The organism is Candidatus Methanodesulfokora washburnensis, from assembly GCF_003947435.1.
GTDB lineage: Archaea > Korarchaeota > Korarchaeia > Korarchaeales > Korarchaeaceae > Methanodesulfokora > Methanodesulfokora washburnensis.
The window spans coordinates 1-24,753 of sequence record NZ_RCOS01000072.1 but is presented as its reverse complement, the minus strand read 5'-3'; the positions used below and the strand labels follow the sequence as shown (position 1 = coordinate 24,753).

24 protein-coding genes and 1 pseudogene are annotated in these 24,753 nt (G+C 41.5%); 12 read left to right on the top strand and 13 right to left on the bottom strand.

The window, feature by feature from the left end; genetic code table 11:
- Both D6D85_RS17140 and D6D85_RS05740 read right to left on the bottom strand, forming a co-directional pair.
- Positions 1-105 (bottom strand): annotated as a pseudogene (locus tag D6D85_RS17140) (ankyrin repeat domain-containing protein); the annotation flags it as partial.
- A gap of 154 nt (positions 106-259) precedes the next feature.
- Positions 260-700, bottom strand: a complete 441-nt coding sequence (locus D6D85_RS05740; RefSeq protein WP_125671116.1) for a hypothetical protein — start codon at positions 698-700, stop codon at positions 260-262.
- 231 nt (positions 701-931) lie between these two features.
- Between D6D85_RS05740 and D6D85_RS16675 the strand changes: the two genes are divergently transcribed.
- From D6D85_RS16675 to D6D85_RS05715, 5 genes are all read left to right on the top strand, one after another.
- Entirely contained in the window at positions 932-1,897 is a 966-nt protein-coding gene (locus tag D6D85_RS16675) for a PKD domain-containing protein (RefSeq protein ID WP_202617268.1), read from the top strand.
- A gap of 296 nt (positions 1,898-2,193) precedes the next feature.
- Positions 2,194-2,766, top strand: a complete 573-nt coding sequence (locus tag D6D85_RS05730; protein WP_125671115.1) for a hypothetical protein — start codon at positions 2,194-2,196, stop codon at positions 2,764-2,766.
- Positions 2,767-2,782: 16 nt separating this feature from the next.
- Positions 2,783-3,190, top strand: coding sequence for a hypothetical protein (locus D6D85_RS05725; protein WP_125671114.1), 408 nt, complete (start codon positions 2,783-2,785; stop codon positions 3,188-3,190).
- Positions 3,162-3,497 (top strand): hypothetical protein, encoded by a 336-nt coding sequence (locus tag D6D85_RS05720; protein ID WP_125671113.1) that lies wholly within the window; start codon positions 3,162-3,164, stop codon positions 3,495-3,497. The genes D6D85_RS05725 and D6D85_RS05720 overlap by 29 nt, the downstream gene beginning before the upstream one ends.
- On the top strand, positions 3,472-5,004 hold the full coding sequence (locus tag D6D85_RS05715) for a S8 family serine peptidase (RefSeq protein WP_125671112.1): 1,533 nt from the start codon (positions 3,472-3,474) through the stop codon (positions 5,002-5,004). Before D6D85_RS05720 ends, D6D85_RS05715 begins: the two co-directional genes overlap by 26 nt.
- A gap of 106 nt (positions 5,005-5,110) precedes the next feature.
- On the opposite strand, the gene D6D85_RS05710 is transcribed toward D6D85_RS05715, so the two are convergent.
- Complete coding sequence (locus D6D85_RS05710; RefSeq protein ID WP_125671111.1) at positions 5,111-5,587, bottom strand: hypothetical protein; 477 nt, start codon at positions 5,585-5,587, stop codon at positions 5,111-5,113.
- A 208-nt stretch (positions 5,588-5,795) separates the two neighbouring features.
- Between D6D85_RS05710 and D6D85_RS05705 the strand changes: the two genes are divergently transcribed.
- Positions 5,796-6,479, top strand: coding sequence for a hypothetical protein (locus D6D85_RS05705; RefSeq protein ID WP_125671110.1), 684 nt, complete (start codon positions 5,796-5,798; stop codon positions 6,477-6,479).
- Between the two features lie 84 nt (positions 6,480-6,563).
- On the opposite strand, the gene D6D85_RS16820 is transcribed toward D6D85_RS05705, so the two are convergent.
- The 4 genes from D6D85_RS16820 to D6D85_RS05685 all read right to left on the bottom strand — a co-directional run bounded on the left by D6D85_RS16820 (position 6,564) and on the right by D6D85_RS05685 (position 11,882).
- The gene (locus D6D85_RS16820; protein WP_237558767.1) at positions 6,564-7,031 is read right to left on the bottom strand and encodes a hypothetical protein; all 468 of its coding nucleotides are present in this window, start codon (positions 7,029-7,031) and stop codon (positions 6,564-6,566) included.
- A 691-nt stretch (positions 7,032-7,722) separates the two neighbouring features.
- Positions 7,723-8,484 carry a hypothetical protein gene (locus tag D6D85_RS05695; RefSeq protein WP_125671109.1) on the bottom strand — a complete coding sequence of 254 codons (762 nt, stop codon included), beginning with the start codon at positions 8,482-8,484 and terminating at the stop codon, positions 7,723-7,725.
- Positions 8,485-8,618: 134 nt separating this feature from the next.
- Complete coding sequence (locus D6D85_RS05690) at positions 8,619-10,151, bottom strand: Ig-like domain repeat protein (RefSeq protein WP_161969707.1); 1,533 nt, start codon at positions 10,149-10,151, stop codon at positions 8,619-8,621.
- A gap of 444 nt (positions 10,152-10,595) precedes the next feature.
- Positions 10,596-11,882, bottom strand: a complete 1,287-nt coding sequence (locus D6D85_RS05685; protein WP_125671107.1) for a hypothetical protein — start codon at positions 11,880-11,882, stop codon at positions 10,596-10,598.
- A 95-nt stretch (positions 11,883-11,977) separates the two neighbouring features.
- Here D6D85_RS05685 and D6D85_RS05680 point away from each other — a divergent pair, with 95 nt between their 5' ends.
- Both D6D85_RS05680 and D6D85_RS05675 read left to right on the top strand, forming a co-directional pair.
- Positions 11,978-12,820: a ThiF family adenylyltransferase gene (locus D6D85_RS05680; RefSeq protein WP_125671106.1), complete on the top strand. Its 843-nt coding sequence runs from the start codon at positions 11,978-11,980 to the stop codon at positions 12,818-12,820.
- Positions 12,821-13,368: 548 nt separating this feature from the next.
- Positions 13,369-14,910 carry a serine/threonine protein kinase gene (locus D6D85_RS05675; protein ID WP_125671105.1) on the top strand — a complete coding sequence of 514 codons (1,542 nt, stop codon included), beginning with the start codon at positions 13,369-13,371 and terminating at the stop codon, positions 14,908-14,910.
- Here the strand turns inward: D6D85_RS05675 and D6D85_RS05670 are convergent, their stop codons facing one another.
- Both D6D85_RS05670 and D6D85_RS05665 read right to left on the bottom strand, forming a co-directional pair.
- Positions 14,911-16,629, bottom strand: coding sequence for a hypothetical protein (locus D6D85_RS05670; protein WP_125671104.1), 1,719 nt, complete (start codon positions 16,627-16,629; stop codon positions 14,911-14,913).
- 1 nt (position 16,630) lies between these two features.
- Positions 16,631-17,554, bottom strand: coding sequence for a hypothetical protein (locus tag D6D85_RS05665; RefSeq protein WP_125671103.1), 924 nt, complete (start codon positions 17,552-17,554; stop codon positions 16,631-16,633).
- 340 nt (positions 17,555-17,894) lie between these two features.
- Between D6D85_RS05665 and D6D85_RS05660 the strand changes: the two genes are divergently transcribed.
- On the top strand, positions 17,895-19,775 hold the full coding sequence (locus tag D6D85_RS05660) for a hypothetical protein (RefSeq protein ID WP_125671102.1): 1,881 nt from the start codon (positions 17,895-17,897) through the stop codon (positions 19,773-19,775).
- Here the strand turns inward: D6D85_RS05660 and D6D85_RS05655 are convergent.
- The 3 genes from D6D85_RS05655 to D6D85_RS05645 form a co-directional block, all read right to left on the bottom strand.
- Complete coding sequence (locus tag D6D85_RS05655; protein ID WP_153184002.1) at positions 19,762-20,202, bottom strand: hypothetical protein; 441 nt, start codon at positions 20,200-20,202, stop codon at positions 19,762-19,764. The genes D6D85_RS05660 and D6D85_RS05655 overlap by 14 nt on opposite strands.
- A 188-nt stretch (positions 20,203-20,390) precedes the next feature.
- On the bottom strand, positions 20,391-21,575 hold the full coding sequence (locus D6D85_RS05650; RefSeq protein WP_125671100.1) for an HD domain-containing protein: 1,185 nt from the start codon (positions 21,573-21,575) through the stop codon (positions 20,391-20,393).
- The gene (locus D6D85_RS05645) at positions 21,553-22,767 is read right to left on the bottom strand and encodes a hypothetical protein (protein ID WP_125671099.1); all 1,215 of its coding nucleotides are present in this window, start codon (positions 22,765-22,767) and stop codon (positions 21,553-21,555) included. Before D6D85_RS05645 ends, D6D85_RS05650 begins: the two co-directional genes overlap by 23 nt.
- Before the next feature lie 144 nt (positions 22,768-22,911).
- On the opposite strand from D6D85_RS05645, the gene D6D85_RS05640 reads away from it, so the two are divergent.
- The 3 genes from D6D85_RS05640 to D6D85_RS05630 are packed head-to-tail and all read left to right on the top strand — an operon-like array spanning position 22,912 to position 24,253.
- Positions 22,912-23,136 (top strand): hypothetical protein, encoded by a 225-nt coding sequence (locus D6D85_RS05640; RefSeq protein ID WP_125671098.1) that lies wholly within the window; start codon positions 22,912-22,914, stop codon positions 23,134-23,136.
- A 35-nt stretch (positions 23,137-23,171) separates the two neighbouring features.
- Positions 23,172-23,885 (top strand): MBL fold metallo-hydrolase, encoded by a 714-nt coding sequence (locus tag D6D85_RS05635; RefSeq protein WP_125671097.1) that lies wholly within the window; start codon positions 23,172-23,174, stop codon positions 23,883-23,885.
- A 59-nt stretch (positions 23,886-23,944) separates the two neighbouring features.
- The gene (locus D6D85_RS05630; protein WP_125671096.1) at positions 23,945-24,253 is read left to right on the top strand and encodes a hypothetical protein; all 309 of its coding nucleotides are present in this window, start codon (positions 23,945-23,947) and stop codon (positions 24,251-24,253) included.
- Positions 24,254-24,449: 196 nt separating this feature from the next.
- Here the strand turns inward: D6D85_RS05630 and D6D85_RS16180 are convergent.
- Positions 24,450-24,753 (bottom strand): hypothetical protein (locus tag D6D85_RS16180; protein WP_161969705.1); only part of this gene is annotated, 304 nt, incomplete at its 5' end.

Sequence of the window (24,753 nt, the reverse complement as noted above, 5' to 3'; positions counted from 1 at the left end):
ATCTTTATCCCTTGCATTTACATCTGCACCTCTATCGAGAAGTTTCTTCACCTTTTCCAGATCTCCCCAACGAGCTGCCTCGATGAGATCCTCATTCAGGGTCATTTTCTCCCACAAGCTCGTATGCAATAAGTGTTTTGTTTAATTTTTCCCATTGTAGTGATATAGCCCAGTTAATCTGACAAACAAACTACACTCAACCTAGTAGTGCAAAAAGGTAAAAGGATTTAAGTCTCTTATATTTCCACATCAGAATTGCTCAAGGAGATGGAGGAGGAAGCTGCTCCACTGGCATGAGCACAAGACCCACCAGAGGGACAACCAGTGCTATTGATGTGTAAACTTCTCCAGCCAGAAGGGCAACTGCCAGAAGTATGACCAGTATCACGATCCACATGTTCCTTTTATTGCTGGGTATGCCCGGAAGCAATCCCAGCCTGTATATTTTATATCCGATCACAGCCAATATGATCCCGACAACCAACATCCCTGCTGCTAGGGCGTATCCGAAGGGTATCAGCAGATCCACCAGCCATTTTATTGAGGGAAGAAAGCCTGATATTAAGCCCCCCAGTGCTCCAGCCAGCGCAATCATAATGACTGCCTTTATTACATCAACAGCCCCTATGACCATTATCAGTATCCCTCCTATTTCCAAGAGGATCTTACCTATCTCAGCCTCCGCTACCCTCAGGGACATATAACATTGTTTAGCCGCTTCTATATTAACTTTTCGATGAATAGAGTTTGAACTTCCTCCTGAATTACCCATAATGCAGACAACATAATTAACTCTATCTTCGCTTTTACCGTTAGTAACAGTGATTTACGCCAGAATATCTGTGGTAAATAACTGAAAAGGAAAAATAGGATTAAAAGCTGAATTAAACTGAGAGAAAAATATTTATTAAATAGAGCATCCCAGAATCATGTGAGATACCACAGAGTTGCGATGCTCATCATAATACTCATTCTGTGTACAACAACTGCGCATGCTGTAACAGCACAGTACTGGGTTAAGATAACTGGAGTTGAGGCTCCATCCACTTTTGTAGTGGGAAAAACCATAACAGTTCGCTTGGACATACAGTATAGCCTTCCTGCTAATTCCCACATATATATCATGATCCTGAAGATACATCCAGGATCTCAGAGCACTGTATGGACAAACAGCGATGTAGGTATCCCTAGGAGTGGATCGGAAAGTATAACCTATCAGGCAAGTTTTCAGGTCCCATCGGAGCCTGGATATACGGAGTATGAAATCATAGCAATGTATCAGACTACGCCCAGCGACTGGTGGAACAAATGGATACAATCGGATGTACAAACATTCTCCGTTTTCATCTCAAGGCCCCCATCTCTGACCCTTTATAATCCTAAGATAACCGGTCTTAATGTCTCTATGGATGGGATTGCGAATCCAGGATGGTCAATTGTCACCATAACGAGGATCCACTGCAACTGGGGGGATGGAATAGAGGAGGACATACATTTTCCTGCATCTCATGTATATGAAAAACCTGGAACCTATGTAATCACGGTGACTGCCTATCAGAGCGATGGGCTGACGGATAACGAAACTGTGAAGGTAACTGTGCCCTTACAAGAGTCTCAGCCCTCTTCGTCTCCATCTCAGCCCTCTTCGTCTCCATCTCAGCCCTCTTCGTCTCCATCTCAGCCCTCTTCGTCTCCATCTCAGCCCTCTTCGTCTCCATCTCAGCCCTCTTCGTCTCCATCTCAGCCCTCTTCAGAGGCTAAGCCAGCCTCATCTGGCATATGGATCTGGCTTGGATTAGCTACTGTTGTATTTATAATAATTATGTCTGTATGGATAATAGGGGTAATTAGAGATAGGGAGGAAGAGAAGCTTCTGGAAGAGCTTTTAAGTAAATAGACATCATTTTTTATGGATCTATTTCATATACTCATTCTTTCAAGCGAAAGTTTTGCACTTAATGCCCTTCTAACTTCTTACCAACCCTTCCTAATAAGTCGCATGATGCCAAGCAAACCAGTTTAACCGGCACTTTCCATCCAGAGTTTCTGCATGCGTATCTTGGTCCCTTGGATTAAGATACTAAAGGAAAAGATGTTCTTAGATCCGGATACTGCCAGCAAAAGTGAATCCGAATGATAAGATATAAACCAAAAAATTTATATTTTACAGCCTTATCCTTTAGTGGTGAGAAAGTGAGTAAGGAGGAGATCCCATGGGATAAGGTCGCAAAGGAGCTTGTCAAGACCTTGGGCACCGAGACCGCAAGGGGCCTTTTGTATGCATTTACAATCCAATCGATGTATCCGACCATAGTGGAAGCGATTAGGAGTCTTGTTTCAAAACCCAAGGCTTCTGATGAGGAAATAAAGGAGATAGCAAGGAAAATTCAGGAGGCTATGGGATCACAACCCCAGTTACAACCTCAGCCTCAGCTCACACGTGAGGATATTGAGAAAAGGATTGCCCAAATACTGATGCAAACAGCTGGAACGGGGGGATACACTACAACAACCTCAGCTCTCCCTTCATATCCTCAACCTCCATATCCTCCTCAAGCTCCTCCCGATGTAAAATTTGAGGTAGAGTCCATCGAGAACAAAATCCGTGCGCTTGAGGAGGCAAGAAATCAGCTCCTATCAAAGAGATATACAACGCTTAACGATGAGGAGAAGATGAAGATAGAGCAGAGGCTGAGGGAGGTAGAGATGGAGATAAACAGCGAGAAACAGAGATTGATGATCATCAGACAGAGATGGATGATATAAAAACGAGGAAGGGAGCATGGGGCTCAGATCGCTTATAGGGGCAGTGTTGTTAATCTTTGGAATTGGAGGAATCTACAGCTGGGTAGTTGCAGGCCTTTCATCAGCCATACCCTCCCTTGGAATAGCCCTGTGCCTGATCGGTTCCTACTTGATCTATACAGATCTTAGGAGGAAAAGAAAGATTGTTACTGTTGATAAGACTACGCTCACTATAGCTTCTCTGCTTGGAGCAGTAGTTGGAGGAACCATTGCACTGGAGGAGCTTAAGTCCAGATTAAGTACAACTTCATCGAGGGATGAGCAGATAAGGCTGCTGGAGGAGCAGCTTGAGAGCCTGAGGTATCAGGGAAGGATAAGCGATGACAAGTATCAGGAGATAAAAGCGATGATAGAAAATGTCAAGGCGGGTAGGAGAAGTGGATGACAAGCTGACAGACCAAGAGGTGCGCATAATAGTCTCCAAATGCGTCAGAAAGGATGCAGCAGTGCTGGATGAGATTTCTGAGAGGGAAAAGGTCATATTGTATGCTGATAGCCTTGATGATCTGAGAAATCTGCTTTCATCAAGCGGAGTTAAGATAATCTCGGAGCATCCATTGGTGAAGGGGATTGTAGTCTCGGGGGAAAGGGAAAAAATACTCCGCTTAATCCTGAACGATATAGTTAAGGAGTTCGATTTGGTCAGGAGTGTTAGAGGCGTGGAACATGGTGGTGGAGAGAGATCTTGTTGAGGCTGCATCAAAAGATGAGAAAAAAGTATTCAAGGTTGTTGTGTGGGCTGGATGGCCTGTGGATGGGTTTGTAACGGAGAGGGATGCGTTCAGGGAAAGGGGCCTTAAGCTCCTTGATAAAATGCTTGTTCAGGGATTAACTGATTTCTTTGAGGATATATATGGGATTTATGGATTTCTTCCCGCTGTAGTGGGAAGAATCAACGGAAGGAACATACTTAGGCTGAAATCCTCCCTTCCCTCTTTTGTATATGGTATTGAGGCTATTAGAAAGGTTAGAGCATGCCTGAAGGATTCTGTACCTCTTATATCTGCAGACAAAGTCCATAAGATCGGAATTACAGGAAGCGGAGTGAAAATAGGGATTGTGGACACAGGCGTCGATGCTGTATGCTCGCTTGAGAACAAGGTGATCCTGAGCAGGAGCTTTGTCCCTGATGAGGATGGTGACTACAGCGGACACGGGACGCATGTGGCGGGAATAGCAGCAGGAAGGGAGGCCGTTTACTCAGGAGTTGCACCAGGGGCTGATGTGATCTCAGCAAAGGTCCTGAACAGGAAGGGGGAAGGAGATGAGGAGCAGGTGGCAAACGGGGTGATGTGGGCATACACGAATGGAGCAAATATAGTGAACCTCAGCCTCGGTTCAAGGCATCCATCAGGGCCTAGAAGCTTCCTAAGCAGGCTTTGCGATGCTCTAGCTGATAAGGGGGTGGTTGTGGTAGCAGCCGCTGGAAATGATGGCCCGGAGGAGGGAACGATAAACAGTCCGGGATCCTCAAGGAAGGCGATAACTGTTGGAGCTGTCGACAAGCATGGCATCCTGACTTCATACAGCTCCAGGGGACCTGTGGATGAAGTTATGAAGCCCGATCTCTTAGCTCCTGGAGGTGGAACTTCAGGCCCGGATGAGGGGATAATCTCGACTAGATCAAGCTTATGCGAGGATGAAGGATATCCGGATCCATGTCATGCCTCGCACAGCGGGACCAGTGCAGCAGCTCCCCATGTCTCCGGTGCCGCAGCATTAATTCTTGAGCTCGCAGGAAGGAAGGGGATGAGCATCAAAAACGACCATCTCTTTGTGAAAAAAGTCCTGACAAGCTCGGCTAAGGATCTAGGATACAAGAGAAATGAGCAGGGTGCGGGGCTTATAAACGTGTATGAGGCCCTGAAAAAAGCTGAAACTTATACAGAGGAGGATTCCATGAAGGAGGAGGTGGATAGCATTGGCAGGGATCTGGCATCCATTCTTGTGCCCAGTGCAGTCATCGGAGCATCATCTATTCTTTTGGGAGCATTAATTCAGCCGAAAAAGAGAAGAGAAACCTCTTTGCAGGAGGTCTATGCTCAGGTGGACAGGATACTGGACATGCTGGAGAGCAGGATGTTCCAGCTGAACGAGGACTATAGGAGAGGGGTTATACCGCCGGATCAGTATTCAGAGGAGATGATGAGGATAAGCTCCATCCTTTTGAAGCTGAATGAGTTGATAAAAAAGATTTAACAAGCAGCTGTAGTTTAGTTCGCTAGATTCTTATCTATTTTCAGACATACTTTCCTCTTTTTTAGTAACTTTTATTTAACTCTCTGAAAGAGAAAAACAACCAATCCTAGCTTCCCAGCTCCTCCATAAAATTCCTTATTTTTTCGATTTCTGATCTAATCATATCCGATATTGTTTCTTCCGATCCGAGTGGTACATTCCTTATTGGAAAATAAAACCTTACTCCGCATGTATTACAATGCTGCTTTCCACGCAGGATAGCAAGCGTTATAAACATCACTAAGATTCCACATAGTGCAGTCAGCGGAGGTAGGTTATATGGAAATACTATTAGCCACAACCAGTCAATCTCAGGGAGTGGTGGTAGTATAGAAAACGCTATGGAGGCTAGTATAGAGACTTCCTCTACGAAAAAGCAAATAGCAAAAATAAGGCCAATGTAACCACTCATCTTTAGAGCATAATCTAGATCATATACATGTTTTATATCAGTTGACCCACAATTCGGACAGTGTGCTAATGGACATACCTTTATTACATCAGAATCATAAATTCTCTTACATAAAGGACACACCCTTCCCAAAACATCACCTTGATAAGGGGGATTAGAGAAAATTTTATAATTTTTACTCTTAAGTAAAGATTATAAGGAGAGAAATTCATTTATTAGTTCGGAAGTGGGGATCACCTTGTATCTAGAAGGAATCGCTATTGGAATTAGCTGCTGGCTTTTTTCAATGCTAATTTCGTATTGGCTACTTGCCAATCCCCGTTTTAGGTTGGAGTATGGGATGACTGCACTATTTTCGAGCATTTTAGTGCCAGCAATTCTTCTTACAATAAGCTGGCCGGATATGCTTGAGCAATTCCTCAGAATTCTCAACAGCTTTCCAGTACTGCACATCCCTCTCTTCCTCATAGTGTTTGCGATATTATATCCGCAGTTCAGGGATTTAACAAAGGAAACTGGATTTTTCACAAGCAAGGGAGCTGATGAGGTTGTGTCCTTCTTCGGCTCTCTAATGGCTTGTGCAGCAGGATACTACTTCCTAATAGTGCTTATCTCCACCGGATTTACTTTGATTGCATTTCTTCTCCTAACAAGCTCATTTGCCATGCTTATACTGAAAATCTCAATGAGGGAGAGAGGGAGATTCTCTAGCATTTCTATCGCTAATTCGATTCGCCTAGAGAGATTGAAAAAGAAATTCAACGGTATCTCGAAGTTGCTTGCCGAAGGAGACAGGCTAACTGTCGCTAGGATAATTAGCCTACTTATGCAAATTGAATTAGAGGTAAAAATGTTGGAGAGGGAAATTCCGGGGAGAGAACTGGGAAGAATTAGAGAAGGGATATCGCTCTGGCTCAATGTCCTCCGTGGGATTGAACCGGCAAGCGCTATTTCCTCCGAGCATAGAGAGATACTGGAACAGGATATAAGATACTGGAGAGCAATAGTCGAAAGTATAAAATGATGTTTGAACTTCAGCAGAGCTGCGTTTAGAGAGTCCAGCTAGAACTCTCATTCTCTATTAACAGAGTCTTGGATGCCTTTGACCTCACTTGAATATCCAGTGTTCCTCCTTTCCAGTAGCTGCTGATATCATTCTTAGCACTGCCCGTATGACAAGTAGATTGAACCATACAGCTGTCAGACCCCAAACACCATATGCGAAGAGCATGAGAAGACCTCCGCCAAGCGGAATGGTAGCTGCATATATTGCTATTATCAGCAACATCACATAAATTGTTTTATTTTCATTAGCTATCTTGGGTGCAAGCCCTATTAGAAAGGCTGTGATAAATATGAAGGGTAGGATGTAATAGAAGATCACAAACATCACCGGATCCCCGATCGCCATGCTGTGAACGTAACTTATTAAGAGCACCTCGATCAGGGAAAGAGCCAAGTATAAAATCAAGCTACCTATAGCCACGTATCCTCTATTCTGATTTAATACACCCCAGTACATTAGGCCAGTTCCTACCGCCATCGCAATTGCCATGAGAAGGGCTATAAAGTCCATTCTTCTTCCTTTGAGTCCATCTTTCCTTATAAAGCTATTGCTCCTTAGTGATCAATAAAATTACTGTAGTTGACAACTTAAGCTAGAATAAGGATTTTTGAGTATTACTAGAGCTAAGATCCATTACTTAACTCTCCAGTTCCTCCATGAAATCTTTTATTTTTTCGATTTCTGATCTAATCATATCCGATATTGTTTCTTCCGATCTGAGTGGTACATTCCTTATTGGAGACCGGAACCTTGCTCCGCATGTATTACAGCACCACTTTCCCCATTTATGCACGCGCGCATAAAGTATTAAGACAATTAAAAGAAGAACTATACTTAGTAGTCCTACGATGGGTGTACCTTCGAATATCCATAAAAACACAGATATAAAAAGCATTAAAAACACCAATAGGTAATCCACGGCACTGGCTTCTTTTTCTATATAATACTTTATATCAGTTGACCCACAATTCGGACAGTGTGCTGATGGGCACACCATTACATCAGAAGCATATTTTTTCTTACATAGGGGACACACTTTCTCCAGAGTATCACCCTGATAAGAAGAATAGAGAACTTTATAATCTTAAGGACAAAGATTATTAAAGGAGAACTCGTTTATAGGCTCAAAAACAAGGGATTGCCTTTGTTCTAAAAGGAATTGCTATTGGAATTAGCTAGCTCGAGAAAGAGATAATAGACCTTAACTCTCTAGTTTCTTCATGAAGTCCCTTATTTTTTCGATTTCTGACTCAATCCATCTTATTGAAGCCTTCATTTCCCTCTTTTTTCTCTTTTTCCTTCTTTTTGTTGCTAAAGCTTCCGATTCAGCCTCTGACGGAAACTCTGCTAAAACTGTTCTATGTTGCCTGTGTTGTAATGCTCTATCTCCTGCTAATGCTCTATCTCCTGCTACCAAAGCAACAGAAAGAATTGGATAGACAATAAGATCAAGTAAGGCTGTAAAAGAATCTGATCCTGAGAAAGGGCTACCTAAAAAGAATGTTAGAAAAGCAATGAAGTCGAGTATAGCTATAACCTTTGAATCGATTGCTGCTAGTGTTCCAGTAAGAAATAGATAATCAACTAATACAAGTATAAGAAAATAGTAAGGGATCTCTATTCTTTCTGAATAAAGTACTTCTGGATAGAATATCGGTATTGATCCCCAAATGATAATCAAAGCTATCACAGAAAGCGGAAACCAAATTCTACCTCTGGAGCTGTCCCATGCAACAAGCCCAGAAAAAAGAAAGTAAAAAAGAGGTAGGAAAAGAATCCCAAGGAATGAATTTTTATCAATTTTAATATATTCCATTAAAACCGATCTTTTCATCCTGCCATTTGCCTTTAAGAGGAGATCCCCTCCAGTATTCTCTATCCTCCTTTCTGAAGAGATCGTATAGTATAAACCTAATATCACAAGAATCACAAGGAAAACGAGGATTTCACAGTATTTCCCCATATGTAAGGTCTCAACAGAGTAGATATATAAAATTTATGCTTACTGCGAAGCCAAATTTTAAGAATTTTTAAATGTCCTACATTCAAAAGGAGTAGTTCTTGGAATTAGCTAGCTTGAGAAAGAGATAATAGATCTTAACTCTCCAATTCCTCCATGAAATCTTTTATTTTTTCGATTTCTGACTCAATCCATCTTCTTGAAACTTCTATTTCTTCCTCCCTCTTTCTTCTTGAAGGTGGCACATAGGCAGATGGCGGAGAAGGCTTTTTTGGCCTAGTGCGCGCGAGAGAGCGCCGCAGAATAATAACTATAGCCATGATTACCAAAATTAATGGAATCAAAGGTTGCAAAAATTCTATAATAATACTCATAAGTGGTGCAGGCATAACTGTTAAAGTAGTGTTTGCATCCGAAGCCGCATAAGTCGAATCCCCATTAAACTTCGCGGTAATCTCATAGTTTCCTTCTTCCAAACGGACATCTTTCCACTCAAATTTGTAGGATCCATTTGTAGTAACGCAGCTGCCAATGATACTGCCATTTCTGTAAATGTTGATAGTTTTCCCACCTAATCCAATACCAACTTCCTCAATAGTTAACTTACCAGTAATTGTTATTGTTGTACCCACTTTCCCAGAAATCCTTGATGGACTGATATTCAACGTCAATCTTGTTTTCCTCATCGATGTGACTGGAGAAGTAGTCGAAGGATACGTCAAATAGCCAGACTGGGGAATCCTACGTACAAATTCCCCCAATCCCCATATGTAGATGCCGACTGTTTGTCCAGAGCCCAGTCCTAAAAGGCTGAGGGGGATCTTGAATTCGAAGGTATTGTTGAAATCTGCGGAGTTTGATGAGCCCCCAATACGCTGACAACGCCGATCACTCCCCGTCCCAGTACACCTATAGTAGTCCACTTCAGTGCCTTTCGACGAGTTAGCCCAGAATGCTCTAACTCCAGTATTAACATTATTATCTACATCAATATAAATAAAGAATAATAATTCCCCCGCATCCACTCTAGTGGATGGTTTCCCCTTTGTATCAAATCTGAAGTAAAGATTATTGCCATCATTGGCAACGTAAACGTTTGAAACTTCGAGCTCAGGAGGTTCGATCAACCTAGGTGGAAAGGTTATCAGAGGAGTAGCTGTGCCCCAATCACCTGGCTCACCATCTACGACAATGTTTTTTATTGATGAATCGATTACATAGCTTACATTCGTATTCGGCATATCAACTGCTGATGCTGATAATATGAGAAAGTGTATTCCATTCGGTGTATAACCTACATCTCGCTTGTTAACCTTGATTTCCATAAAGCTTAAACCAGGAGCTAGAGTTGCTTCAGACTTCAAGTTCTTAAATTCCCCCTGCCAGCGTCCAGCTGTATTGCTCCATTTGCTAAGTACTGCCCAAGAGGTGGAATTATCGCCACGAAGATGAGAGGAGATCAAATAATCTGCCCCTAGACTGTCTTTCCAAGGTTCGCCTGTTTGATCGCACGTGCATATGAATTCGCCTGTTTGATCATTCATATCTGTATCCATGAATATGAGTAGGTCGCGAGAATAGTATTTGGAGCTGGGTATTGCCCCATAGTACTCGACATAAAAGTATAGCCAGTTTTCATCATCCTTCATGTATACTGCCTTAACATCCATCCAGTCTACATAGTAGCCCCGAGGTGGAAGATATATTGGAACATAATTTCGGGGCTGACCAGATACAAGTTGAGGGGTGAAAATGATCATCACAATCGTAATAACGAGGATTAAGCGATTCATCTCAACAAGATGATAGTAAACCATATTTAAACTTGTGCATCCTTAAAACCCAGTCCTTGAATGAGAGCTGGAAGATCACTATTTACTTTTATCTTCTATTTCCTTTTAAAAAGAGATATAGAAGCTTCACTTTTCAATATGAGGAGAAAAGATGAATGCCCTCGGTTTTCACACCGATAAGGAATTTCAACTGCAAATGCATACACAGCAGAACGTTCCAGACAGATAACCAAGAACTCCAAGAATAAAGGAAAGCACCTGATGGTGCTTATTTCAACGCTTTTCACTCATCAGTTTTTCCTTCTTTTGAATCATAAAATATCAGCGAGCGTTAAGCTCTTCTAAAAATTTCTTCACTTTTAATATCATTCCATCTATCGATTTCTCCATCTCAACCTTGATTATGTCTTGGGCCTTCTGCCTTATCGATGATACTTCTTCAAGAACCCTATCGATATCCTCACCCTTCACCATCTTTTTCTCAATCAAAAATATTTCAAAGTTAAAAGTTGTTATTTTAAACATATCTAAATCCTTCTTCAGCTGCTGTATCTCCTGAATGGCCCTCTCGTACTTCTCAAGCTTTTTCTCAATTTCAACACTATACTTCGCCAGATCGGACTTTAGCCAAGAAAGATCATATCCCATCCCCAGCCATTCATCCAGCTTCCTTTTCCAAGGCTCTATCTTCGACTCCCTGATCGCCTCCTCAACCCTCCTTTTCAGCCTCAACACATATTCCTCAACATCCTCAATTTTGCTCAAATCGCCCAGCCTTCCCTTCAAAATCTGGATCTCTTCGGCAAACCTTTTATCACCTAACAGTTGTATATCCCTCTCTAGCGTGCCCATCTCTTGTGCAACTTTGTTAAACTTGGTGAGATTGTGCTTGAGAGCATCTATTTTTCCAATTCTTAGAAGGCGCTCAAGACCAGAAACATCGAAACCCTGCTCGCTTAGTTTCTTTATATTTGAGGCCGCCTCCTTGAGCACTGAAATGCTGTTCTCAGCCTCATTCAATCTTGACGGATCCCTAAGCATTTCTCTTATCGAGGGAATCCTATCGCTGAAATCCAAGCCGATGGAGCGTGCTGAGGAAAGAAGGGAATTCAGCTCAGCCTCCAATGCTTTAAGCTTCGATATCTTCGATTCATATTCCTTGAACATATCCTTAACTCTATGGTACACATGCTCATCAGCGAAGATACTATGCATGTTATCTAAAGCCTTCTCGAGATCAGAAACGTTATAGCCCTCCCTCCTCCAGCCCTCCAGAATAGAGGAATACCTCTCCATTTCCAGCCTTATCCTCCGGAATTCTTTCTTCTGTGCTCGTATCTGCAGCAAAGCCCTGCGCGCGCGCAATGAGGCTTCTGTGATAATGCTAAGCGTATTAAGGGAAAGACAAATAAGAACGAAACACCAGAGAAAATTGTTTAACATTATTTCAGACCATCCTGCCCATTTCAGGATCATTCCCACAAAACCCACCATAAATAAGATGAACTCCCAAGTCACATGAATTACAGCACTCCACTTGAAAATTGGTGACAAAAGTGAAAAGTAGTACATAATTGCCACCATCTCTGCAACCTGTGGATAAGGCAAAAAGGCTGGCCACCCCTGTGACACCACTTTCTCTTTCTCATAGGAGAGCGCAGGAAGCAAGGAAAACGTAAAATAATTAAACAAAAGAATATCTCCTGCAAGATAATATAGATCTCCTTGGATTAAGAACAAAGAAGGTTGCTCTTTTTGGAGTGAGCTTCTTAGGTTCTAGATTACTGATAAGATCAAGTAAAATGTTTGATGAAATCACAATTGTAGACTATGATATCGTTGGAGAAGAAAACATAAGTTATCAAGAGCTCTATACTATAGAAGATATTCATTTGCCTAAAGTTTTAGCAGCATCGAGAAGAGCTTTACAGTATGCACCTCTCTCGAGGATATACGTGATAAATGCAGAGATTCCATTTTACCCATTTCCTCCCTCAGAACTTGTCGAAAGCATAATTGACTGGAGCGACATAACAATTACAACTTTTGATAGTCTCCTGCCCAGGCTCACTGTCCAATTAGCTTGCAATAAATTGAACAAACCTTTAATTGACGTAGCTTTGGGTTCTCAAGATGCTGAAATAAGGACGTGGTACAGAAGAGATAAAGCTTGTATTGGATGCTACATAGCAGGTTTTGAGAAATTACCCTCTAGAACGGTATATGCTTCGGATCCAAGAATAGCGGATCTAGCATCGGATGTTACAACGATATATATTGAAAAAATCCTTTCTGGCAGGGATGTCCCTAGTGTAACCAAAATCGATGTTAATCTTGAAGTAAAAACACGTGATGATGCCAGAGATAAAACATGTACAATATGTGCAACAGAAGTTCAAACTCTATTGGGCAGCTTTAAGCCATGGGATAAAATAGGAAGAACTATAAAGTTAAAACGGGGTGAAGATATAGTTGAATTAAGAGGAAATGAAAGTGCTTCATTCTTAAAATATTTAGAAAGATTTGGATATAATGAAGAAAAGTAGTTTTGATTAAGGAAATCGAAGAGTTTATCTCAAGCGGAGGCTTGCTGTCTCAAGTGGAAACTTTACAACATTAAATTTGCCCTACTGAGCAACTTTATGTAGCACAGTATCGCCGATACCAGTGAAGCCGAGATACATGGGAATGTTCCTGCGAAGATAACAGTTAAGGGAGAATGAAAATCAACTTCGAGAATTGCTTGGTTGAATATTGAGCATCTCGATATCTCAGAGCAGACTAGGACAAGACCAGCGGATTCTACATTATAGGAGGAGATTTAGGAAAGCTATGAAACGATTCAATAAAACCTTGATTTCAATAGGTATATAATTGAAAAGCTAGCATGGGAGTTTTCAACTGTTATCAGCACTACCCTCCGTTCTTAAAAAGTACTATTGACCGAGGAGTAGCTTAATAATTTTCGAATTTATTTGATGCATCTTTTTATAAATAATAATATCCCTTAAAACCCATTATTATGCAAAGCTATTATCTTCTAATTCTAATTAAAGAATAAAGATTAAATTTAGCCCTTTATCATACGAGGGATATGCATCAGTCCAATGATGAAAAAGGAAGCACAAAAAAGCGTATTTACAGACCTACATGGAACTATGAGAAGAAGATTGAGGAATATGAGGAGATTTTCCGGCTTTATAAGAGAAAGGAGAATCCATATGAGCTCGTTTTTAAGCTAGGACACCTTCACAGGGCATCGTCTCGGCTACCTGTCGTGATAGACTTCACATTGATAGAGCAGGAGATAAGGAAAAGGGTAAGGGAAGGGGAGGATCTGGGCAAAATATATGGATATATCAGCGATCTTCTAAGGGAAATCAATAAACTTAAGAAAGAACTGCCTTTCTTCAGCGAATTCTTTAGTGGAAGGACTTTTGAAAGTATAGATAATCTTAAAAGGGAGCTGGAGGGCGCAAAAGCAGAAGCAAGAAGGAAGGGCCTCCTGATAAGATGGGCCAAGTGCATAAGGACAGAGGGGGAAAGTCAGCTCGAACTTGAGGTGGAAAATCCAACTAAAGCAGATATTAAGCTAACCAAGATGGTGGGGGAGGGAGCATATATAATTTCCCCTCTTTTCCCCATCTCACTAGCTCCTGATGAGGTAAGAGTTCTGAGGATCCCTGTGGAGCTTGAGGAGAGTAAAACTGTTTCCTTACAGCTGCACTATGAGCTGGTCGGGGAGGTCAGGCAGACATCCATTCAGGTTGATGTTGAGGAGATAGAAATCGTGGATCCAATATCTTTGTACCTCAACAGGCCAGTAAGGGTCTTAGAGACGCTGGATGAGTCTGAATGGATGTTTAAAGCAATTACACGGATGCCAACGTTTACTAAAGCCTCTTCATTGACTGAGGCAACTGGATGGATTATAGAGGGGTTTCTGGGGGAAGGAGGATTTTATTACACCTATCTGGCTAGGAAAAAGGATACTTTAGGGGCTCTCCGTATCCCGAAGAATTCATGGGATCACGAAAAATTAGAGTTCAAGAAAATTGACCAACTCTCACGAAAAAGGATAAGGGAGGAAGTCGAGATCCTTCACAAGGTATCCAAGATAAGAGATGAAGGAGTGGAGCATGTTATCAAGCTCATTGACGCAAACGAAGAAATTCCATACATGGTCTTGGAGTACTGCCCGAAGGGAGATCTCACAAGAGTTTGCGGCAGGGTTAGCGAGAAGGAGGCATTAATTATACTTCTGCAAATAGGATATACGCTAGAGAAATGCTATGAGCGCGGCATTTTCCATAAGCATGGAGATCTTAAGCCGGAGAACATCCTCATAGATAAGGAGGGAAGACCAGTTCTAACTGATTTCGGCACCGCCCTTACAGGCCCATACACAGGTGAGATGGGTGGAACTGCACGTTACTTCTGCGACGTACCTGATGATAGAGCAGATGTCTATGCTTTGGGACGTGTAGCTGTTGACCTAGTTAAAGGGAGAGAAGCATCTGAGAAGAGCCTTAAAGGAAGCCTGCTTTACGGTTTAGTCCACCGTGCAATGAAAAAAGAGATCAGAATGGGGGAATTCTTGGATGAGGTGAAAAGACTACTTATCTACGTTAAATAGCTATTTCTGCTTCATCTCACTACCAAGCTCCTCTATTCTCGCTCTACAAGCTGAAAGCTCTTGGCGAAGCTTTTCTCTCTCCTCTTGGAGCGATTTAACTAGATTTTCGAGTTCGTTAAATCTGGTCTCACGAATAGTGAGATTCTTCTCCCACTCCCTGTTCTTCTCCTCCCACTCTCTGATCTTCTCCTCCTTCTCAATTAATCGCTTATAGGTCTCGCTTATACCTCTAAGTCTTCTTTCAATTTCTTCCTCCCTTCCTCTCAGTCTTCTCTTCTCCTCCTCAATCTTCTCCCACTCCTCCTTTAGCTTCTTATTTTCCTCCTCAATCTTCATTCTTTCACCGCTCAGCTTAGCTTCTTTTTCATCTAGTAGCTTCTCCCTCTCAGAAAGCTTCTTCTCGCTCTCTTCAAGACTTACGCTCTTTCTTTCAAGCTCTTCCTTCCAGATGGAGAGCTTCTTCTCCCTTTCCTCGAGGTTTCTCTGTCTCTCATCGAGCTCGCTTCTGTATGCCTCTATTTCCTTTGTCTTTTCCTCGAACCATTTAAGACGATCATCAAGGTTTTTCCTCATTTCATCCAAAGCTTTTTCGGCCTTCTCTATTTTTTCCTCATGCATGTCAAGCTCCTTCTCCTTTTTCATTAGTGCCTTTTCTCTGTCATCCAGCTCCTTTTTTCTGTTCTCAAGCTCTGCCTCCAACTGCTTGAGCTCGGCCTCTTTTGCCAAAAGTTCACTGCGGATTTTATCCAGCTCTTGTGAGCGTGAGGACAAAGCTGACAGCAGACTTTTGGAATATTCGATGTGCTTAGCCAGATCATTTATTCTCTTCTCTACTTCCTTTTCCAGCGCATTAAGATGATTTTCCCTCTTTGTAATAGCCTCTTGTCTCAGCGCTATGTTGTCCTCTATTTTCTTCAGTGTTTCCTCAGCTGTATTTTTCCTCGCCTCAAGCTCCTCAACCTCCTTTGCAAGCTGATCCCTTCTCTCCTTCAGCACCTCTAATTCTTTTTCTTTCTTTGCCATATCAGCTCTTTTTTCCTCAAGCTCCTTCTTAAGAGCATCTAATCCCTTTCTCTCAGCCTCAAGCTCCTCAAGCCTCGAGTGAAGGATAGTCAGCTGTTTGTTTACATCCCCCAGCGTGGTGCTGGCACTCCGTGAAACTTCTCTTAAAACTTTATCCATATTTTTAAATGTTCCATCAATACTAGCAAATAGACCGCTAATCTCCTTTAAAAGACCCCTGAGATTAGCGTTCAGCTCCTCAAGTCTCTTTCTTAGGTCTGTAGTCTCGGAAAGAAGTTTGTTTACCTGCTCTTCTCTTGTCTCCAAGCCTTGAATACGTTGACTGAGTGAATATAGATTCTCCTCGTATTTCTTTACTTCATCCAGCCTGCTATCAAGATCCTCAAGGAGTTCCTCTGATTTTCTGAGAAAATTATCACTTATATTTCTAAACCCACTCATAATATTCTGAGAATCTTTGTTAAAATTTGAGATAAGCTCTTTTACTGTTAAGTTAAGGTTAGATAGGTTTTTGATAATTTCTTCTGAGTTCTTCTCATAGCTTTCCTTCAGTAATGGGAGATAAAAGCCAGAATAGGCTAGGATAGCCTCATCTTTTTTAAAGTTCTCTCCATATCGTATTTTATTTAATATATTGGAGAGCTCCTTTTCAGAGGCCTTCTTTATAGCGCCTGGATCCACCTTTTCCAGAGACATCTTATATCACCTCCTTTAGGATCCTGTTAGTAGCCTGATCCTCCACGATAAATGTTAAAGCTTCTATTCCCGCTTTAATAGTAGTTCGAGCCTCCGTTAGCAAAGCCATTAAATCCTCAATCTCTACAAGTATTGTTTCTGCGTCCCTTTTTAAAGCCTCAAGACTTTTCTGCACATCGTTCGAGGTATTTTTCACCTCATTCTCAATGCTTGTGGTCTTTTCATTCACTAGAATCTCCAGCTTACTGCCCTTTTCGTTGATTTTTCCAAGATCCTCCTTAATTTCCCTGTGCTTTTCATTCATTTGATACTGGAGACGCTGGAGAAACTTATTCCCTTCCCCTATAAGCTCTATAGCAGTTTTGCTCCTTTCTTGTAGAAAACTGATGCCTTTACCTATTTCCTCCAAATTCTCCGAGATTTCATTGAATCTCCCATCTATTTCATCGGTTAAAGATGTCAGAAGGGAATGCAATCTTTCAATCCCCTCTTTTAAGTCATCAATCAACTTCTTTAAGGTGATGAATCCTGACTCCGATTTCTTCTCCAGAGAAGCGACCTTGTTATCAACTGTTTCTATACTCCTATTCAGGCCTACGACCTCCTCTATCACTTTTTCAGCCTGTTCATCTAGCTCTTTCCTAAGATCTTTGTTAAGCTCTGCAATAGACTGTTTTAATCCCCTTGTTTCCTGTTTTATGTCAGCTAGAAATTCTTGCCTTATACCAACTATTAGCGTATTAAGATTATCTAAGCGTGTGCTAATATTGGCTATATTCTTTAAGAAATTTCCCTCTAGGCTATTTATCTTGGATTTTATGGCTTCTATTTCACTAGTAAGGAGGGAAATGCTGTTTTCAACCCTTCCTATTCTCTGACTTAAGTCATAAGAGTAGTCTACTCCATGAGAATAGCCCCCGCTCATAAGATAGACACACTTTTTATAGCTATTTAAAGTTTGCTATTGATTCAAGCGATTCCTTCTTTGTGAAATTTTACCTTATCCTAAGCTGGAATACTAAGAAAGACATTACGAATAGCACGTTACTTCCATTGAAACAGGACCTAAAAGCATTAAAGCCAGAAAACCAGCCAATAGGGTTGAAACACTTCCCAGCTAAGCAATTATGAAAGCCTTTACGGAACTAAAGGTGTTAAGGATGCATATGCTAGCAAGAAGAAATAATTCTACGGCAAAATTCGCTGCAAGTAATGATCATCATTCTCAGGAAAATTTATAAGTTATGGCTCTTTTTGCTCTTAGTATGTCTGAATTAGGTGATTTTATCAGTGAGCTGCTTAAAACCTGCGATTTTCTCGAGGATCACCAAGCTTTGGCACTGGAGATAGAGATAAGAGGCCCAGAATGCCTTGATCGCTGTCTAACTAGGCTAAATAGTCTTCTGGATGATCCTCGAATAAAGCAGATACCAATTAATCAAAGGAGTAGCTATGAGAGAAGGATAAAGGAGAGAATAAAGCTGGCAATGGAGTGGAAGAGAAGACTTGAGAATCCTCAAGTGAGTTTAACTCTTTTTCCCGGAAAAATCTCCTCCTTTGAAGGAGAGGAGGTAGAATTAAGGGTAGAATTGATCAATGAAAACCCAATTCCCCTCGATGTAACAGAGCTAAAACCATCAGATAATGCTGATGCAGTGGATTTTCAAAGTTTGCCACCGCTTCCACTTCAAATAGTTCCTTTTGGCCAGCTTAGCTGGCCTCTAAGAATAAAGCTCCTCAAATCAGGGACATTCGAACTCAGCTTATTAGCCACTATTAAAGCCTTAGAAAAACAGCTCAGACTTTCGGAAAAGGTAATCCTTGAGGTCAATCCTTATACAGCTGAGCTAAAAGTTGTCAGCGAGGCACCCAGCGAGATAAAGGCCGGAGAGGAGATCCCTGTTGTCGTGAAACTTGAGAATGAAGGAACATCTAGGCTGAGCGTTACTATAACAAATCCATTTGATGAGAAGAAAAGAGAGAAGTTAGAGCTACTTCCGGGAGATAGGAAAGATGTCGTGTTCTCCAGCACCTTGGCGCCTGGTTCCTATAAAATTGCCATCCCGCCCGTGGAGTACACAGATGAGAGAGGGGTATCTCATCAGATTGTGCTTAAAGAACTCAGCGTGAATGTGATAGAGCAGGTACAATCCCTCGAAAAGGAAAAAGGGGGAGAGAAGCCCGGTGAAGAGCTACCAATTGACATAGAGAGCCTTCTCAGCGGAATTGCCAAGCATATGATCGCGGCTTGGATTGGCAAGATAATTGGAGAGAAACATCCGGAGGTGAGGGAGTATCCCAAACCTGTTCTAGTCCAGAATGTCCCGTTTGAGAAGCTGGAGGATAAGACCGTCATATTAGAGGATCCCTCAGGTGTTATGATTGAGGATAAAGGCGATTATGTGCTTGTGAGAAGACCAAGGCGATCTGAGATCCTTCATTATATCAGTATGACAGCTGCACGTGAGCTTATGGGAGATTTCAGGTTGCAGGTGAGATCTGCTCTCTCCAGCTGGAGGCCGTGCGGGGATAGAGCAAAACCAAGCATCCGTGAGAAAAATCTCTCAAAAGATGCAATCAAGCGAATTCTTGATATTGCGAGAAAGAAAAACCCAAATATCACCCCCAAGATGTTGGATGAGGAGCTTCCAAAAAACTTTGTTGTGAGGTGCGAATATAGAGAGGGAAGAATTTTTAGGAGGGTAAGGCTAAAGGTATATGCAGGTGCTTATGCCCGCCTTGAGAACCTCTACTTCAATGGAGTTGATTATGCTCCCCTAACCCTCCGAGAGGCAGTTGAATCCCTAGGCCTAAGTAAGGTAGCATCGGAGAAAGCAGACTATGACATCATACTCCTGCTGGCTTCTCCCAACGGCTGGGATCCAAGTTCAATAGAGACAGCAAAAAAGCACATGGGAAGGCTCAGCGTAATTCTTATAAACTTGAAAACTGGAGAAGCATATTATAATGAGGAAAATTCCCTTGTCAGTCAGCTTGCTGACAAACTTGGCTTCATATCCGAGCCAGTTTTGCTGAACGAAGCTATAAAAAGACTTGACATGCTCCTTCTCAGGGGGGATATTGATTCGGATACCTATTTAAGAGAGATTTCAAAAATTACAAAGTTACACACTAAATCTTCTTAGCAGGTTCCTTACGCACTATTGTTCTGAGGATCGTCTCAAATTCTGCTCTTTTTGTCTCTATCTCCTCCTCGGTGACAACAAATTCCTCCATATATCGTCTTATGATGCTTCTGTAAATTTTAGTTGAAATTCTCCTCTCATCCAAGGCACGGGACGCCTCTCGCAACATCCATCTAGAAAGCTCTAGTTTGTATAGGGCATCCGCAACTTCTCCTGCTTTTGCTATTATCTGATCAGCTATTTCTCTCGGTATTCCATGGTTTATGAGCTCTTCAGCAATTTTGTCCTGTGATTCTGGCTTAGATGGAAGCTCTGGATCCAATGGTAAGAATATTATCCTTGGATTAACTTGAATTGAGATAGCTTTTGATTTTCTCCCATATAAAAGCCCTAGAACAAAGGCAGCCGGAATTGTTATTTTCTCCACATGCCGAAGGAGAAGCACCTCTTAAAAAACTTTTTCTATTTTATTAACTATTAACTAATTATCTTAAGGTCAATCTAAAGGATGAGAAACTCCTATTGTGTTCAAGGAGCCCTAACAGGTTTCAGCGAGCTTTGTTTTTCTTTCAAACCCTGACAAAATCCTTTCTAAAACTAATCGCTCACAAAAATCTATAGAGGAGAGAACTTCGCAAGAACCTTGCCAGCAGAAGGACAATTGTTAACAGCCTTTTTCACCAATTCCGAGACCGGTTCTCCCCTGAAAATCCTGATCGCAATCTCATCAAATATGTTAGCCCCTCTCTGAATTATATCTTTGATATTCACGTCTGTTGGCTGAATTTCCTTAATACAATTATTTATATTAATAAGTTCATTGAGATTATCTGTTATGCCCACTTTTCCTCTTCCACTATCTACGAGAAAATTAAATTTTAACTGTGGAAAGAGCTGTCCTGCTCTCTGAAAATTGCCAATAACATTCTCAGCGAGCTCAAAGAACAGAACCCCGAAGATCAACTCTTGGCGGTCCTTCACTCTCACGACAATGCTCTTATTCTCAAAATGTACATCTTTAACTCCCATTTTGAAAATCCAGTGCTTAAGTTGAGAGGGATCTGTCCTCATTAGGGCCTCTCCGAGCTCGTCGAATATTATCTTGGCTCTCTCCCTAGAGAAATCGAGAGAATCCCCAATGCTTAGAAGAGCTGCTAAAAACCCTGTGTTAATTTTAAATCCACCTGTCTCATACACGAGTTCTTGTAGCTTAGATTTTGTGTTGTGCATCCGTATGACCTCGGATACAGCCCCAACAAAGGGCTCTAGATAGTCCCTTCTTGGTCCGTAAAAAAGATCTTGGAGATAATCCGAGAGGCAGTCCCTAACAAATTTCGCCCCGGTCCAAGGATGAATTAGCCTAATAAAATCCGCTACTCTACCGCCGAGCTGGAGTACCTTATCCTCAGGTATGAGGACAACGCCGGAAACTTCGCTTAAATCATGCCGCTTGCCTGTGAAAAACTCCCTGTAGCCTTGTAATTCCTTAAGAAATTTCTTTTCTGCACCTTTATATAGATAATCAGCCTCTATCTTCAGTTTATTGATTCTTAGCGGAGTCAATGCCATTCCAATATCATGTAATGCAGTTGCGCAACGAAGAACCGCATAGCTCACCTGATCCAAGGGAGAAACTGATAGAAGTTCCTCAACTTTCATGAGGACATTACGGCAGTGAACGTGATCATGAAGAGCAAAGTAGGGGAACAATGCACGCTGTTGTCCAAGCATATATAGGGCAATTTCCTCGCACCGGGAGCACACATTAAACCAGAACTCATCCCTGATCAACTTGATCACCTACAGGTAAGCTCTCCTTTTGATATATGATATCAATTATTATATCAACTTTTCTAGTTTTATATATGTCATATACTCCACTTATATGTAAATGAGTACGTGCATGAATAGGTATACCCTGTCTCCCTACCTCCGTCTTTTCACCGTTTCTCGTGGTATAGACAGGTCCTCTTCCGATATTGGTGATGATAACCTGGCGTGCATCATTGGAAATCTCAAACCAAACATGCTCCCTTGATGTGCAGTCCGTTTCATCTGCTCCGCATCCCCACCTGCAGCGAGTGCCGGTGAATAAAAAATACTTCTTATTCTTGGTCTTTATAGCAAGACAATGAGCTGGACCAAGATCGGGGGGATCCTTCCCGCCGGGAGGTGGGGCGTATCTTCCAAGGATGAACGGAAAATCCTCCTTTTGAATCTCAAAGGTTTGACCATCCACAGATATTCTAATAGAAGAGACAGTCCTTTTTCCAGGCCCATATATTGCAATATAGTGGATAATATCTTCTCCAATTGAGCGGATACGGGAATTCCACCTTTCGATAAATCTCTGTATTCTCTGCTTCGTGCTTTCATCAAATTCCTTCTGCCTACTAAGCTCACTAATTAAAATATCTGTACCTTTAATTATATCTTGGACAATGCTATCAAGATTCATTATACCTTCTTCTCTCACAGATTTGTATATATTAATAAGGCGTCCCTTGAGTTTTCTGATATTTCCAAGAATTCTGCTGATAGACGTATCCATATGAATCTGATATGAAATTAGATCGAACTGATCGCTTGTCGATATCACTAGCATGATAATATAGCGATATTCTTTAAAGAATTCATTGTCCTGTATAATATGTTCTAGAATAGATTCTAAATCTTCTTTCCATTCTTCAATGGAGTTTTCTAACTTATTTTTGTCATCTGCTGAGATAACCTTGTCAGAATAATAGCTAATCTCTCCTATTCTACTTTCAATATCTTGGAGAAGCTTTTCGATATCTTTAAGGTGCTCACCAGCAGTTTTACTATCTATTAAAGTCTTTTTAATATTTTGTATCTTCTCCTTGATAACTAGTAATTCACCTTCCATTTCCGAATACATTTTAAATTCTTTAATTTTCAATTTTAAATTAGAAATATAGTTTCTGGTTTCATATATTGTTAACAATACTTCCCCTATTCCAAGTGCACCCATCTGGCTATCATGAGGATAAATTTAATAAAAAGCTTCTCTTCGAGGAGCTAGCCTTTGCTAAGGTACTAAAAAAATAATAGATATAAGCTACCTGCAAAGCAGGATGAGATAAATAAGATCAAAGATAACCTAACAAGGGCTGCTATGCAGGGTCTTGAGGCAAAGAGGGTGTTTTTAAGCGAGCTTCCTGAGAGAAAGCCCGAGGACTACGAGAGGTTCAGCAGGGAAGCTGAGAGGATAAATGAGAGGCTAAAGGCACAGAAAGAAGCTATTGACATGCTGATAAATTCCTTCAAATCTAGGGTGGAGGAGGAAGCTGAGAGAGTTAGGGAGAAGATAATGGAGAAGAAGAGGGAGAAATCTCACTAATCAGAAAACTTTATTTTTCCATTTTAAAGTTGCTTATGAGGGTCGTGTTCCTCGGAGTTGGCGAGGCCCTCGATGAGAATGAGGCAAACACCTCAATCCTGATAGAATCCAAAATGAATATACTGCTGGACTGCGGTTACAACATCCCCAACAACCTCTGGAGGTACAGAGATGACCCGGATTTTCTGGATGCAATCTACATAAGCCACTTCCATGCGGATCACTGCTTCGGCATCCCTCCTCTTCTCATGAGAATGTGGGAGGATGGAAGGAGGAAGAAGCTCCTTATAATGGGGCAGAGAGGGATAAAGGAGAGGGTTGAGCTTCTAATGAACCTTGGCTATGAGGGCTTTCTGGACAGGATGAATTATATAAAGTTTATTGAAGTTGATAACGGTGTCGAGCTCGATGGGATTTCCATAAGGACTGCCAGAACAGAGCACAGCTTAAAAAATCTGGCCATAAGAATAGATGTAGATGGAAAGATCATATGCTACAGCGGAGATGGAAAGATTACAAGCGATGTGATCAAGCTTTTTAGGAGGAGCAACCTAGCTATATGCGAGTGCTACTCGATAAAGCCCATTGTTCAAACACACTCATGCCTTGAGGATATGAGATTTGATGATGGTCCGGAGCTGATAGCACTAGTGCACATAAACAGGAGGGAAAGAGAGAAAATAAAGGAAACAGTAAGAGGAGAAAATCGCTTTATAGTTCCAAATCAATTTGATTCAATAGATCTTTAATTACAACAAGTATATAACTGAAAAGCTAGAATTTATAACCTTACTTATGAGAACACCCTATGAGCATCGAGATCGATCTTGTAAGGCCTGTTAACCCGGCTGGTGCCAGTTTTATCAAGTACCTCTGGGGGGCCATAGGAGCTAGAAACAGGACAATCCTGCAGGAGCACAAGAGGGATCTGAGCAGACTTTTGATGAAGTTAAGCTTCGCATTAGAGGACAAAATAGGGCCAAACAAGCTGATCACAGGAAAGGTTATTGTTGAGCTAAAGGATGGAAGGCCATACAAAGCAGTTGCAAGGAATCTTAGAGTTTGGCAGGAGACAGGATCGCTGGAGGGAGAGGTTACAGTTGAGCTGAGGGAATAATAAGATGAAACACAAAGCTTTTTCAATCAGCTTTCCATCCTTTCGAATGCTTCTCCTAAAACGGATATGATCACAGCCACAGAAGAGATTGCTAGAAGAACGATATGAACAGAAGATTATAAATATTCTCCTTCCTCAAATTACTGACAACTAAAGATCAATTTAGGGAAACATCAGACTTTCCAACTGGAAACAGTTATTTGCTCTCATCTAGGATCTTCCTTATCTCAGCAGGTTTTCTCACTATCTTGACTCCCATTCTATCAGCGAAATCAGCAACTTTCTTGGGTATAATCCCTGATCTGGAGTATATTATCAGGAGATCCGGTTTCCTTCCCCAGTTCTCCTCTATAACGCCGATCCCATTCTTCAGCTGCCTTACATCCTCTATCTTCGGCTTTATCGCTATATCTATGGATGCTAAAATGCCTCTCCCCTCTATCAGGATATCCGCTCCCGTTCCATCCCAGATGAAAACCTCATAATCTGGGGCATTCTTC